At 70.9% G+C, this 13,185-nt stretch carries 12 protein-coding genes; 8 read left to right on the top strand and 4 right to left on the bottom strand.

The window, feature by feature from the left end; genetic code table 11:
• Together ACFWFZ_RS21435 and ACFWFZ_RS21440 are read right to left on the bottom strand one after the other, a co-directional pair.
• A partial coding sequence (locus ACFWFZ_RS21435) for a glycosyl hydrolase (RefSeq protein WP_387124380.1) occupies window positions 1-2,389 on the bottom strand: 2,389 nt, incomplete at its 3' end.
• 339 nt (window positions 2,390-2,728) lie between these two features.
• Entirely contained in the window at window positions 2,729-3,406 is a 678-nt protein-coding gene (locus tag ACFWFZ_RS21440) for an ArsR/SmtB family transcription factor (protein WP_387124381.1), read from the bottom strand.
• An 80-nt stretch (window positions 3,407-3,486) separates the two neighbouring features.
• Here ACFWFZ_RS21440 and ACFWFZ_RS21445 point away from each other — a divergent pair, with 80 nt between their 5' ends.
• Together ACFWFZ_RS21445 and ACFWFZ_RS21450 are read left to right on the top strand one after the other, a co-directional pair.
• A complete protein-coding gene (locus tag ACFWFZ_RS21445) occupies window positions 3,487-4,881 on the top strand; it encodes a rhodanese-like domain-containing protein (RefSeq protein WP_387124382.1) in 1,395 nt (464 codons plus the stop codon).
• Window positions 4,878-6,155, top strand: a complete 1,278-nt coding sequence (locus tag ACFWFZ_RS21450) for an MFS transporter (RefSeq protein WP_387124384.1) — start codon at window positions 4,878-4,880, stop codon at window positions 6,153-6,155. The genes ACFWFZ_RS21445 and ACFWFZ_RS21450 overlap by 4 nt, the downstream gene beginning before the upstream one ends.
• Before the next feature lie 221 nt (window positions 6,156-6,376).
• Here ACFWFZ_RS21450 and ACFWFZ_RS21455 read toward each other — a convergent pair whose 3' ends face one another.
• Complete coding sequence (locus ACFWFZ_RS21455; RefSeq protein ID WP_387124385.1) at window positions 6,377-6,781, bottom strand: DUF302 domain-containing protein; 405 nt, start codon at window positions 6,779-6,781, stop codon at window positions 6,377-6,379.
• Window positions 6,782-7,163: 382 nt separating this feature from the next.
• On the opposite strand from ACFWFZ_RS21455, the gene ACFWFZ_RS21460 reads away from it, so the two are divergent.
• The 5 genes from ACFWFZ_RS21460 to ACFWFZ_RS21480 all read left to right on the top strand — a co-directional run bounded on the left by ACFWFZ_RS21460 (window position 7,164) and on the right by ACFWFZ_RS21480 (window position 10,924).
• Window positions 7,164-7,490, top strand: coding sequence for a rhodanese-like domain-containing protein (locus tag ACFWFZ_RS21460; RefSeq protein WP_387124386.1), 327 nt, complete (start codon window positions 7,164-7,166; stop codon window positions 7,488-7,490).
• Window positions 7,491-7,590: 100 nt separating this feature from the next.
• The gene (locus ACFWFZ_RS21465; protein WP_387124387.1) at window positions 7,591-8,979 is read left to right on the top strand and encodes a rhodanese-like domain-containing protein; all 1,389 of its coding nucleotides are present in this window, start codon (window positions 7,591-7,593) and stop codon (window positions 8,977-8,979) included.
• Between the two features lie 145 nt (window positions 8,980-9,124).
• A complete protein-coding gene (locus ACFWFZ_RS21470; protein WP_387124388.1) occupies window positions 9,125-9,709 on the top strand; it encodes a rhodanese-like domain-containing protein in 585 nt (194 codons plus the stop codon).
• On the top strand, window positions 9,706-10,602 hold the full coding sequence (locus ACFWFZ_RS21475; RefSeq protein ID WP_387124389.1) for a sulfite exporter TauE/SafE family protein: 897 nt from the start codon (window positions 9,706-9,708) through the stop codon (window positions 10,600-10,602). Before ACFWFZ_RS21470 ends, ACFWFZ_RS21475 begins: the two co-directional genes overlap by 4 nt.
• 55 nt (window positions 10,603-10,657) lie before the next feature.
• Window positions 10,658-10,924 (top strand): metal-sensitive transcriptional regulator, encoded by a 267-nt coding sequence (locus ACFWFZ_RS21480; RefSeq protein WP_031004254.1) that lies wholly within the window; start codon window positions 10,658-10,660, stop codon window positions 10,922-10,924.
• Between the two features lie 307 nt (window positions 10,925-11,231).
• On the opposite strand, the gene ACFWFZ_RS21485 is transcribed toward ACFWFZ_RS21480, so the two are convergent.
• Entirely contained in the window at window positions 11,232-11,663 is a 432-nt protein-coding gene (locus ACFWFZ_RS21485; protein ID WP_387124390.1) for a hypothetical protein, read from the bottom strand.
• Window positions 11,664-11,926: 263 nt separating this feature from the next.
• Here ACFWFZ_RS21485 and ACFWFZ_RS21490 point away from each other — a divergent pair, with 263 nt between their 5' ends.
• Window positions 11,927-13,150 carry an arginine deiminase gene (locus ACFWFZ_RS21490; protein ID WP_387124391.1) on the top strand — a complete coding sequence of 408 codons (1,224 nt, stop codon included), beginning with the start codon at window positions 11,927-11,929 and terminating at the stop codon, window positions 13,148-13,150.
• Window positions 13,151-13,185: the final 35 nt, after the last annotated feature.

Raw genomic sequence — 13,185 nt, forward strand, 5'->3', positions numbered from 1 at the left:
GGTCGTCGGTCGCCGCGCTCCAGGTCAGCTCGACGGAGTCGTCGGTGACGTCACCGGCGACCGGGGTGCCGGGCGCGCTGGGCGCCTCGTCGCCGGGGGCGCCGCACGGGATGCCGAGTTCGGTGTCGTCGCCCGCTCCGGACGCGGTCGACTTCGCCGGGACGTTCAGTACGCCGCCGTCGGAGAAGAGGACCGAACACGCCTCGCCGGTGTAGTTGTGCGCGGCGTACGTCTTGGTGCCGCTCTTGTCGAAGGCGACGGCCGTCGGCGAGTTGGCCGTGACGGTCATGTCCGGCGATCCGATGGAGTTCATCGTGGCGACCCAGTGGTAGGTGTGGGCCTTGGTCTCGCCGGCCTCGGGGACGTAGCCGCCGTTCCACTGGTTCCAGTAGCTCATGGCCTTGGCCGGGTCGTAGAGGGCCTGGACCTGCCAGAAGATGTCCTTCCACTCGACGGCCGGGCCGCCGTTCTCCCGCTCCATCTCGGCCACGCTGCGGTTCAGCATGGCCTTCTCGCGGGCCAGGTGGAGCGAGCCGCCGGTCATGGGCAGGAAGTTGATGCCGTGGATCTCCTCGGGGTTGGCGGTCCACCAGGTCGCGTAGGCGCCGCCGCTGCTCCAGACCATGCCCACGACGTCGTGGGCGAATTCCTCGGGGTAGACCTGCTGATCGGCGTCGAACCAGTACTGCGCGATCGACTCCGACTCGGTCATCATCATGTAGACGCCCTGGTCACGCAGTGCCTTGTCACCCATGGCCGAGCCCCACATGATCAGGCCGGCGCTGAGGTTGATCGACTCCGAGGACGACTCCTGGTTGTTGCCGGCGGCGAACGCCTCGTGGCCGGCGGCCCAGCTGTGGCCGGCGTAGACGTCGAAGCCGCGCAGGAACGGGTACTTGCTGTCGTTCCTCGCCGGGTTGGCGGCGTCCTTGACGAGCTCCTTGACCATGCCGCCCCACTCGGAGTCGGCGGCCCACCGGGGGTCGTACTGCGCCACGACGGCCGCGGCCATCACGTAGTACGAGTAGTGGAAGTGGTGGTCGTTGAGCTCCTGGTCGCTCCCGTACGAGGCGGGGTACCCGATGAGGGTGCGCCAGTCCTTGTCGTAGGAGAACTCGGAAGGACCGCCGACCGTGAACCACTCCTCCATCCGGCCCTTGATCAAGCTCAGCAGCTTGTCGCGGCCGGCGGTGTCTGCGACCTGGTCCGCGAGCGGGACGAGCATGGCGAGCTTGCCCAGGGCCTTGCCGGTCCAGTAGGTGTCGACCGCGCCGCTGAAGGGGTCGCCCTGGGTCAGCACGTCGTCGATGTAGCCCTTGAGCTTCGCCTTGTCGACGCCCGCCGCGCTCGGCAGGCCGGGCAGCACGCCGTTCACCTTCTGGGTGGTCGTGAAGGACGTGCCCTCGCGGACCTTCATCGCACCGCGCGAGGAGACGTAGCGGTAGGCGGTCAGCGGGTCGCTGCTGTGCAGCCACTGGTGGCGGTAGAGCGCCTGGAAGGTGCCGGTCTCAGTCCCCTCCTTCGGCTCGGTGGTCAGCGAGTAGGTGGCCGTGACCTCGCCGTCGCCCTCTCTGTACTCCCAGTCCACCTTCGATCCGGTCACGAAGCTGAAGGCGTACTTCTTGAAGTCGGCCAGCGCTGCCTTGTCCGGGAGGACCGCCAGGGAGAAGTACTCCTTGGAGCCCAGGTCGGCCCGGATCTCGTTGCCGGAGACGGTCCAGTCGCTGCCGCTCGGGGCGAACAGCGCGTAGTCATGACCCGAGATGGTGACGCCGAGGACGTTGCCCTGGTCGGCGAAGACGGTCGGCGGAGCCGCCGCGCTGATCTGCGCCGCCCCTCCGGTGCCCTCCGCGTACACGTACGGCAGGCCGTGGCCAATGGTCGTCCGCAGACTGCGCGCACCGTCGTTCCAGTACGGGCTGACGGTCCAGTCGCTCCACCCGTCCGCCTTCGCGTCGGGCGAGTTGAGACCCGTGAGCCCCAGGGTCAGGTCGGCCTTGTGCGGGAACTCGTACTGGCGGCCGCCGCCCACGATCTGGTGCGTGGTCGGGTAGCCGACCTCCAGGCCACCGGAGACCGCCTTGTAGGTGAGGGGATGGCCGTACATGTTCTCCGACCACGGATTGCCGGAGAAGCGCTGGAAGGCCAGCGACGACCACCAGTCGTTCGTCGGGACGGGCACGTCCGCCATGGCGGGAGTGACCTTCGGCTTGACCGCCTGGCCACCGCTGTTCGACGGCCCCTGGCGGCCGGCAGGGCGAACGTCGCTGTAACTTCCCTTCCCCACCTCGATGGTGGCGGCCGAGGCGGCGCCGCTGCCCAGCGTACCCAGGGCGGTGGCGGCAAGAGCCGCTGTTGTCAGCAACGACAGGTTCCTTCGGGATTTCATGCACAGCCCCTTTGAGAGCGCTCTCAAGTCGCCGACAACGTAGGGCGGCTCCGTAGGGCGGTCAACACTTCGAGCCGAAATCCGTACGGGCCGCCGCGCCCCTTCAAGGCTTGAACGCTCCGCAGCGCGCGCCGGGGCTGTACGTGGGACGAGGGCCGGCCGGGCGGTACTGGAGAGCTCTGGCCCACCACGTGGAGTGCGCGCCGCGATCCTGGAGCCCGTCGAGAAGGGCCGCTGGTCGGCGCTGCGGGACGGGCGCGATGAACTGGCTTCCACGCTGTTCGCCGCCCTCACCGATACCGGCACCGTGTCCTCGGTGAAGGCTGTCGGGGACGTCGTTCACGCCGTCGCCCCGGCGTGCACGGGGAGGTCGGCCAGGCGCCATTCGAGCATGCCGTCGTTGAGCCGGACCGCCCGTCGGCCGTGGTCGGTGAGGAGGCGTACGGCGTCGTAGGCGAGTGCGCAGTATTCGCCGCGGCAGTAGACGACCACTTCGGTCGCCTCGGGAAGCTCGCCGATCCGGTCGGCCAGCTCGGCGACGGGGATGCCGAGCGCCCCGGGGATGTGTCCCGCGAGGTACTCCTCCAGCGGCCGGACGTCGAGCACGACCACGCCGCCGGCCTCGACACGGGCCAGGAGCTCCTCGTGGGTGACCTCGGCGGCGCCGTCCTCACCGAGGTAGGCGTCCCGCGCGGCGGGAACGGCGGCCTGATGGCGGTCGGCGACTTTGCGCAGCAGTGCGAAGAGCTGGGCGACGTCGTCGCCGGCGAGCCGGTAGTGGATCCGCACACCTTCACGGCGGGTGGCGACGAACCCGGCCTGCTTGAGGGTCTGCAGATGCGCCGACGCGGTGGTCAGGTTCAGTCCGGCCGCCTTCGCCAGGGCGTCCACGGTGCGCTCGCCCTGGGCGAGCAGATCGAGCAGTTCAAGGCGCTTGCCGCTGGCCAGCGCCTTGCCGCTGGCGGCGAACGCATCGTAGAGGGCGGCCTTCGTGCCGCTTGTGGTGGCATCCCGCATTGCATCCTCCAAATATCTATGGATTACTGTAGCTGATGGCGGGCGGCGGTGCTTCCCCGCCCGCAGCCCTGCTTCTTCTCATGAAGGACAGCACGATGGGTCTCCCCGAAGATCATCTGATTCCGCTCGTCGACGAAGGACTCGGCAACAGCGCCTACCTCGTCGACCTGGGCGACGGCCGCGCCCTCGCCGTCGATGCGAGCCGTGACCTGCGTGCCCTGAATGCCGCCGCCGAGCGGCGCGGCCTGATCGTCGCGTACGCCGCCGACACGCACCTGCACGCCGACTTCCTCTCCGGCGCGGTGCAGCTCGGCCACGACCACGGAGCCACGATCCTGGCCTCCGCCGCCGGCCACCGAGCCTTCGCTCACCGGGGCCTGGCCGAGGGCGACGAGGTCGACCTCGGCGGGCTCACGCTGCGGGCGCTCGCCACCCCCGGCCACACCGACGAGCACCTTTCGTTCCTGCTGCTGGACGGCCGCGCCGAACTGGGCGTCTTCACCGGTGGGTCACTGATCGTGAACTCCGCCGCCCGCACCGACCTCCTCGGCCCCGAGCGGACCGAGGAACTCGCCCGGGCCCAGTACCGGTCTCTGCGCCGGCTCACCGAACTGCCCGACAGCACCGCGGTGTGGCCCACGCACGGGGCCGGCTCCTTCTGCTCGGCCCCTCCGGGCAGTGAGCGCACCACCACCATCGGCGCCCAGAAGCGGGCCAATCCGCTGCTTGCCGCGCCCGACGAGGACACCTTCGTGTCGCAGCTGACCGCGAGCCTGGGCAGCTACCCCGCGTACTTCGACCGGCTCGGCGAGGCCAACCGCCGCGGGCCCGCCCTGGTCACCGGCACCCCGCTGCTGACCGAGCTCTCCGCCGGAGGAGTCCGCGCCCTCGTCGCGGACGGCGGCCACGTCGTCGACGTACGACCGGCTGCCGACTACGCCGCCGGCCACATACCCGGATCGCTCTCCATCCCCCTCCGGGGCCAGTTCGCCACCTGGCTCGGCTGGCTCCTGCCCGACACCGCCCCCCTCGTCTTCGTCACCGCCGACGGCCAGGACCCGGGCGAGATCGTCCGGCAGGCGTACAAGATCGGCTACGAGCGTCTCGCCGGCCGCCTCGACGGCGGTCTGCCCGCTTGGACCGCTGCCGGCCACCCGCTGGCCTCCACTGCCTTCGTCACCGCCGACCGTACGGACAGCCGTCCCTATGTCGACGTACGGCAGGAGTCGGAGTTCGCCACCGGGCACGTCCCCGGCGCGGTCAACATCGAGCTCGGCGGCCTCGCCCGCGCAGCCGCGGACGCCCCCGAGGGCGCGATCGTGGCCTGCGGGCACGGCGAGCGCGCCATGACCGCCGCCAGCCTCCTCGAACGCGCCGGCCACACCGACGTCGCCGTCCTCGACGGCGGACCGGCCGACTACGCCGCCGCCCACGGCGAGCAGCTCGTTCGGAGCCCGGAGGGCATCCGCTCGTGAAGACCCCCCGCGTCCCGGCCGCACCGACGCACGCCTCCAGCCGTCCGGTACGCCTCGGCCTGCGCGAGAACCGGCTCCAGTTCACCCTGCTGGTCATCGTCAACATCTGCGTCGGCGGCCTGGTCGGCCTGGAACGCACCACCGTCCCGCTCATCGGCTCCGAGACGTTCGGCCTCACCAGTGACCTGGCCGTCTTCTCCTTCATCATCGCCTTCGGCCTCACCAAGGCGTTCACCAACCTCGCCGCCGGAGCCCTGACCTCCCGCTTCCGCCGCAAGCAACTCCTCGTGGCGGGCTGGCTGATCGGCGTGCCCGTACCCTTCGCGCTCGCGTACGCGCCCTCGTGGGGCTGGATCGTCGCCGCCAACGTCCTGCTCGGCCTGAATCAGGGCCTGACCTGGTCGATGACCGTCAACATGAAGATCGACCTCGTCGGCCCCAGACAACGCGGCCTCGCCACCGGGCTGAACGAGGCCGCCGGCTACACCGCCGTCGGCGTCACCGCCCTGGTCACCGGCTACCTCGCCACGAGCTACGGCCTGCGCCCGGTCCCCGAGCTCATCGGCGTCGTCTTCGTCGTCGCCGGCCTCGCGCTGTCCCTCGTCGTCCGCGACACGGCGGCCCACGTGGCCCTCGAACTCGCCCACCACGCCAAGCCGGTCCCCAGCGGCGAGGACACCGGCCTGAAGGCCACCTTCGCCCGCACGTCCTGGCGTGACCGCTCCCTGCGCGGCACCAGCCAGGCCGGGCTGGTCAACAACCTCAACGACGGTCTCACCTGGGGTGTTTTCCCGCTCCTCTTCACCGAGTACGGCCTCGGGCTCGCCGCTGTCGGTCTGATCAAGGGCCTCTACCCGATCCTGTGGGGCATCGGCCAGATTCCCGCCGGCCACCTCGCCGACCGCATCGGACGCAAGCCGCTGATCGTCTACGGGATGCTCGTCCAGTCCGGCGGCTTCGTCCTCGCCCTCGCTCTCCTCGACCGTCCGCTGCTCGCCGGAGTCCTGTCCGCCGTCGTACTCGGCCTGGGTACCGCCATGGTCTATCCGGCCCTCATCGCGTCCGTCTCCGACCACGCCCACCCGGCCTGGCGGGCCAACGCCCTCGGGACGTACCGGTTCTGGCGGGACATCGGCTACGCCGCCGGAGCTCTCGTCGCCGGCATCCTCGCCGACCTCCTCGGCCTGAACGCCACCGTCATCGCCGCCGCCGTCCTGACCGCCGCCTCCGGACTCCTCGCCGCCCGTTGGATCACCGAGCACACGAGGCCCTGACCCCCTGACCACCCCGCCGGGTGGACGACGGGCGAGCCCGGCCGCAGGGTACGCAGGGCGGTGGTCGCGGCCTGGGCGCTCCCCCCGGCGCCGCTGTCTGTGGACTCGCGCTCCGCTCTCACCGTGAACGGGGGCGGACGGGGTGAACGCAGCGCGGGCGATACGCCCGTGGACGCTTCGGCGTCGCGGGCGGCGGTGAGCCAGTCATGGGCGGCGCGCACTCACGTCGAGCCCTCGCCTCCTGCAACGGTGGCGAGTGCGGCGTCAAGGCGGCGCGCCGCCTCGTCCGCGACGGGGGCCATGGCGTCGACGCCGGTGAGGGTGACCATGGTGGCGGGGTCGAGCGCCTGCACGATCACCCGGTCGCCATCGGTGCGGACCACGACGTTGCAGGGCAGCAGCAGCCCGATCGAGCGGTCGGCGTCCAGTGCCTGACGTGCGAGTGGGGGGTTGCACGCCCCGAGGATCAGGTAGGGCTCCATGTCGTGGCCGAGTTTCGCCTTGAGCGTGGCCTGGACGTCGATCTCGGTCAGGATGCCGAAGCCCTGGTCGGCGAGGGCGCGCCGGACGGTCTCCACCGTCTCGTCGAAGGTTCCGGCGACCTCGATGGTGCGGTCGTAGGGCATGTCTTCACCTCACTCTTCGGATGGCGACGGCCTCGGCATGCGGCCGCCCCGGTCGTCGTACTGCCGGTGGCGGTCGGCCCAGGGTGGGGCCGCGAACAGCATGATGTCGTGACGCATCCGTCCGGAGGCGGACGACAGGCGCTGGGAGACCGTTCGGCCCTTCGGTCCGACCCCGTGGTGACGCTCCGGGCGTCGGTTCCCCTCTCCTCCCGTGTACCCGGTGGGGTATATGGAGCTTCAGCAGGCCAAGGGTGGGATTGTTCCGCGGTCCCGGGTTCCCTCGGCTCTCGAATACCTGGGGGGGTATTTGACAGCGCTGGCGGGAGGCGTTTACCGTCGAAGACGTAATACCCAGGGGGGTATCTGGAGGTGGATCTCGCTCATGGCTCGTGAAGTGGACCTGGAGACCTTCGCCGCTGCCTGGAGTGCCGGCGCAGTGGTTGTCGACGTGCGGGAGCCGGAGGAGTACCGGGCGGCGCACGTGCCGGGTGCGCAGCTCGCCCCGTTGTCGACGCTGGCCGCCGCACTGCCCCGCATACCCAAGGGGCGAACGGTGTATGTGATCTGCGCCAGCGGCAACCGCAGCCAGTGGGCCGCGGACCGCCTAGCCGCCGCCGGGATGGACGCCCTTTCCGTCGCCGGTGGGACCCGGGGCTGGGCCGGCACGGGCCGCCCGGTCGCGACGGGGACCGCCCCCGGGGTGGTCTGACCTTCCCTCGTTCACACGCCCGCCCCTTCCGGGGACGGGCCGCCTTTTGACCTTTCGGATACCCCCCAGGGTATCCGTGTCATCGCCTACGGAGGTTTCCGTGTTCTTCGCCCAGTACTACCTCGACTGCCTCTCCCAGGCGTCGTACATGATCGCCGACGAGACGACCGGCCAGGCGGTGGTCGTCGACCCCCGCCGGGACATCTCGGAGTACCTGGCGGACGCCCAGGCCCGCGGCTTCACCGTGGTCGGCGTCATCAACACCCATTTCCACGCGGACTTCGTCGCGGGGCACCTGGAGGTGGCGGCCGAGACGGGCGCCTGGATCGGTTACGGCCGGCGCGCCGAGACGGAGTACCCGATCCGCAAGCTGGCGGAGGGGGAGACCATCCGTCTCGGTGACGTCACGCTGGAGATCATGGAGACGCCCGGGCACACCCCGGAGTCCGTCAGCGTGCTGGTGTACGAGCGCGGCGAGGACACCGTGCCGTACGGGGTGCTCACCGGAGACGCCCTGTTCATCGGGGACGTCGGCCGCCCTGACCTGCTCGCCTCCGTCGGCGTGACCGCCGAGGAGCTCGGCGCCATGCTGTACGACAGCGTGCAGAACAAGCTGATGGGCCTGCCGGACGGGGTGAGGGTCTTTCCCGCGCACGGTGCCGGGTCCGCCTGCGGCAAGAACCTGTCGACGGAGAAGCAGTCGACCATCGGCGAGCAGCGCGCGACCAACTACGCGTGCGCGCCCATGTCGCAGGACGACTTCGTGGCACTCGTGACCGCCGGCCAGTCCGCCGCCCCCGGCTACTTCGTCTACGACGCGATCCTCAACCGCCAGGAGCGCCCGCTGTTCGACCCGGCCGCCGCGCCGAGGCCGCTGACCGTCGAGGACTTCACCCGCCTGCGTGCGGCCGGTGCCGTGGTCGTCGACGCCCGCGATCCGCAGGAGTTCGCCGCCGGCCATCTGCGCGGCTCGGTGAACGTGCCGGCCGACGGCCGCTTCGCCGAGCAGGCCGGCACCGTCCTGCCCGCCGACGCCGACCTGCTGGTCGTCGCCCCGCAGAACCGCGAGGAGGAGATCGTCACCCGCCTGGCCCGGATCGGCTTCGACCGTGTGGCCGGCTACCTGCGCTCCCCGGACGACGCTCTGACCGCGCTGGCCGAAGAGGTCACGGCGGCCAGTCGCCTGACCGCCGCGCAGGTCCGTGCCGCACTGTCGGGCGACAACCCGCCGGTCGTCATCGACGTCCGCAACTGCGGTGAGCGCGGCGAGCACGGCTTCATCGACGGCGCTCTGCACATCGCGCTGGGCGAGCTGCCCCGTCGGCTCGACGAGATCCCGCGCGACCGGCCCCTGGTCCTGCACTGTGCGGGCGGCCATCGCTCCTCGATCGCCGCGAGCCTGCTGCGCCACCACGGCTTCACCGACGTCTCCGACATCCTCGGCGGCTACGCCGCCTGGGCCCTGTCGCACACCCCCGCCGCCGTCTGATCCGGCGGACCGCAGCGGCCGACGCACCCCCGACGGGGCCTCCCGCGCCCTGACGGGCCCCGCCGGGGGCGCCGGCCCTCCCTACCCCCACCTATACCCCACCCCGTATCCCCCTCTCGGGGTCATTCACCACGACGGAGTTCTCATGACGACCGACGCCTCCCGCGCCGCCAGCCTCACCCCCGCCACCCTCCAGCAGCTGATCAAGGACGCCCACGGCCCCCGGGTGCTGGACGTGCGGACCCCGGGCGAGTTCCGGACGGTCCACATTCCCGGTTCCTACAACGTCCCGCTGGACACCCTGCGCGAGCACCGCGCCGAACTCCTGACCCACCTCGACGAGGACGTGGTCCTCGTCTGCCGCTCCGGCGCCCGCGCCGCACAGGCCGAGCAGGCCCTCGCCGAGGCCGGCCTGCCCAACCTGCGCGTCCTGGACGGCGGCATGATGGCCTGGGAGGCCGCCGGGGCCCCGGTCAACCGGGGCGAGGCGCGCTGGGACATGGAGCGCCAGGTCCGCCTGGTCGCCGGATCGGTCGTCCTGGCCACCGGCCTCGTCGGCATCCTGGTGCCCGGGGCGCACCTGATCGGTACGGCGATCGGCGCCGGCCTGACGTACGCGGCGCTCAGCAACTCCTGCATGATGGGCGTCCTGCTGTCCAAGCTGCCCTACAACCGCGGCCCGCGCACCGACATCCGTACCGTCGTCGCCTCCCTGCGGGACCGCTCGTGATCACGCTCGTCCTCGCGGCATCCGTACTGATCGGCGTCAGCCTGGGCGTCCTGGGCGGCGGCGGCTCCATCCTGACCGTGCCGATCCTGGTCTACCTGGCCGGTCAGGACACCAAGGAGGCCATCGCGACCTCCCTGTTCGTCGTCGGCGTGACCAGCCTCGTCGGACTCCTCCCGCACGCCCGCGCCGGCCGGGTGCGCTGGCGCACCGGCCTGATCTTCGGCGCGGTCAGCATGGTCGGCGCCTACGGCGGCGGACGCCTCGCCGAGTACATCCCCGGCACCGTCCTGCTCGTCGCCTTCGCGCTCATGATGCTCGCCACCGCCTTCGCCATGCTCCGCAAGTCCCGCAAGGCGAAGGCGGTCAAGCCCGCCCACACCGAACTCCCCGTCAAGCACGTGATCGTCGAGGGCCTCGTCGTCGGCGCGGTCACCGGCCTGGTCGGCTCCGGCGGCGGATTCCTCGTCGTCCCCGCCCTCGCCCTGCTCGGCGGACTGCCCATGAGCGTCGCCGTCGGCACCTCGCTCCTGGTCATCGCGATGAAGTCCTTCTCCGGACTCGCCGGCCACCTCAACGGAGTCCAGATCGACTGGAGCCTGGCGCTGATGGTGACCGCCGCGGCCATCGTCGGCAGCCTGATCGGCAGCCGCTTCGCCGGACGCATCCCCCAGGACACCCTCCGCAAGGCCTTCGGCTGGTTCGTCGTCGTCATGGGCGTCTTCGTCCTCAGCCGGCAACTGCCCCACGCGATCTGGGCCAGCCCGCTCACCTGGACCGGCATCGGCCTCGCGGCAGCGACCGCACTGACCTGGGGCGCAGCGCGCGCACGCCGCCCACGGCCCGCCGCGGAGGCGCCTCAGGTAGGCTCCCGGGAATCAGCCGCCCACCCCTAGCGTTATACCCGCAGGGGTATTCTTGAGTCGTTGGTCGGTGAGAAGGAGGAACCCGGTGAAGGTGGAAGAAGAGGCGGCGACCGCGGTCCTCAACCGGCTGCGGCGCGCTCAAGGGCAGCTCGCGGGCGTCATCGCCATGATCGAGGCCGGCCGCGACTGCAAGGACGTCGTCACACAGCTCGCCGCCGTCTCCCGCGCCCTCGACCGGGCGGGCTTCAAGATCGTCGCGAGCGGTATGCGCCAGTGCCTCGCCGAGAGCGAGGAAGGCGCACCCCCGATGAGCGAGCAGGAACTGGAGAAGCTCTTCCTCACGCTCGCGTGAGGAACGACGGCGGCCGGCGGACACCCGCCGGCCGCCGTCGTGTCACGCCGCGGGCGGACGCGTGGGCCCCACCGGCGGCGATGGGGCCCACGCTCACGTCAGGCGCCGGTCAGGGGCGGCGTACGGTGAAAGCGCACCAGGCGGTCCACTCGGACTCGGTGTTCCCGTCCTTGACCCGCAAGCGCCAGCGGTACTCGCCGTCGGTGAGCTTGCCCTCGGGCACCTGGTAGGCGGCGTCGTGGCTGGTGTAACTGGTCAGCCGCTTGCGCGACGCGCATTGCTGTGTCTCTCTTCCAGCAGCGGACCGCTACTTGACGTAGAGGGTGTGGCCGGGCTCGGGCGGGGCGATCTGGATGCACTGGTACGAGGTCCAGCGGTGCTCGGCGATCAGGCGCCTGCCCTGGGCCTCGCAGCCGCCGAGGTTGCTCAGGTCCTCGTACTCGACCCCGTCGGGGGCCGTGTCGGCCTTGAGCCTGTTCGCGGTGACGTATCCGGCGGCCTGGCCGCCGGCCGTGACACCGTCGGTGCCGTCCCACCGGTAAGGAACACCGAGCCAGACCCGCCCGACCGCGTTCTCCGTGGCAGCGGCCGAGAAACTGGTGAACGTACGGCACTTGACGGGTGTGTTGGGGTCCTCGGTGGTCGCGGTCCACGTCACCTGGTCGGTGGCGGAACCAGTGCGCCGCTTCAGCAGCCAGCCAGCCAGCAGGGCAAGCGCCGCCGCCGCAAGCGTCACCACGACAGCCCGGACCCGCCGCAGGCCGTGCACTCCGTGCGCGTGTCCTTCCGCCAGGCACCCAGAGCCGAAGGGCCCTGCGTCCCGGCCGAACGGGCCCTCACCGCCGGGTACCACATGACCTGCCGCCGAGGACTGTTGCCGCCCGGTTCCGACGGGCGCCGGTGACAGGGTTCAAGTGTTCCCCCAAGCGCCGCGCAGACGCCGGGGAGCACGTCATGTGCCCTGCTTTCGCGGCACTTCGAAACCGACCTCACGGGGGGCCCATGTCTTTCCACGTCGACTCCGAGACCGGCCGGCTGAAGCAGGTCATCCTGCACCGGCCGGACCTGGAACTGAAGCGGCTCACTCCCACGAACAAGGACGCGCTCCTCTTCGACGACGTGCTGTGGGTCAAACGTGCCCGCGAGGAGCACGACGCCTTCGCCGACACGCTGCGCGACCGTGGAGTGCGTGTCCATCTCTTCGCGGACCTGCTGACCGAGACGCTGGCACTGCCCGCCGCTCGGCAACTGGTCATGGACCGGGTCTTCGACGAGCGGGAGTTCGGGGCTGCGTCCACCGACCGATTCCGTGCGTACTTCGACTCCCTGGAGCCGGCAGCACTCACCGCCTGCCTCATCGGCGGTGTCACCAAGGGCGAACTGCGCCAGCGCCTCGGGACCGTACCGAGTGTCCGTCTGCATGCCATGGCGCCGGACGACTTCCTGCTCGCGCCGTTGCCCAACCACCTGTTCACGCGCGACACGTCGTGCTGGGCGTACGACGGGGTGAGCATCAACCCGATGAGCAAGCGAGCCCGCCGCCGGGAGACGGTCCACTTCGAGGCCATCTACCGCCACCACCCCCTCTTCGACAAGGGCGAGTTCCACCGGTGGACCGGCGGCGAAGGGGCCTACCCCGCCACCATCGAGGGCGGTGACGTCCTGGTCATCGGCAACGGCGCCGTACTCGTCGGCATGAGTGAACGCACCACCGCGCAGGCCGTGGAGAACCTGGCGCTGCGGATGTTCGCCGCGGGCTCCGCCCGGCGGGTGGTGGCGGTCAACATGCCCAAGCGCCGCAGCTTCATGCACCTGGACACCGTGATGACGATGGTCAGCGGTGACACCTTCACCCGTTACGCCGGCCTGGGGATGCTGTCGGCCTCCACGATCGAACCCGGGAGGGGCGGGCAAGGGCTGAAGATCACGGACCACGAGCCCGAGTACATGGACCAGGCCATCGCGGACGCCCTGGAGCTGCCGTCCATCAACGTACTCACACCCAGCCAGGACGTGCGTTCCGCCGAGCGGGAGCAGTGGGACGACGGCTGCAACGTGCTGGCCGTGGAGCCCGGGGTGGTCGTCGCCTACGAGCGCAACGTCACCACCAACACCCACCTGCGTAAGAACGGGATCGAGGTCATCACCGTGCGCGGCAGCGAGCTCGGCCGGGGCCGTGGCGGTCCGCGGTGCATGAGCTGCCCGATCGAGCGAGAAGCCGCCTGACGTCCCCCGGCGTCCTGCCACGCCACCACGCCACC

This window comes from Streptomyces sp. NPDC060232 (genome assembly GCF_042726555.1).
In the GTDB taxonomy this organism is placed as follows: Bacteria; Actinomycetota; Actinomycetes; order Streptomycetales; family Streptomycetaceae; genus Streptomyces.

Coding starts and splice junctions, on each gene's coding strand:
- ACFWFZ_RS21490 (WP_387124391.1), top strand. CDS start 11,927: ATGTCTTTCCACGTCGACTCCGAGACCGGCCGGCTGAAGCAGGTCATC.
- ACFWFZ_RS21460 (WP_387124386.1), top strand. CDS start 7,164: ATGGCTCGTGAAGTGGACCTGGAGACCTTCGCCGCTGCCTGGAGTGCC.
- ACFWFZ_RS21455 (WP_387124385.1), bottom strand. CDS start 6,781: ATGCCCTACGACCGCACCATCGAGGTCGCCGGAACCTTCGACGAGACG.
- ACFWFZ_RS21445 (WP_387124382.1), top strand. CDS start 3,487: ATGAAGGACAGCACGATGGGTCTCCCCGAAGATCATCTGATTCCGCTC.
- ACFWFZ_RS21440 (WP_387124381.1), bottom strand. CDS start 3,406: ATGCGGGATGCCACCACAAGCGGCACGAAGGCCGCCCTCTACGATGCG.
- ACFWFZ_RS21470 (WP_387124388.1), top strand. CDS start 9,125: ATGACGACCGACGCCTCCCGCGCCGCCAGCCTCACCCCCGCCACCCTC.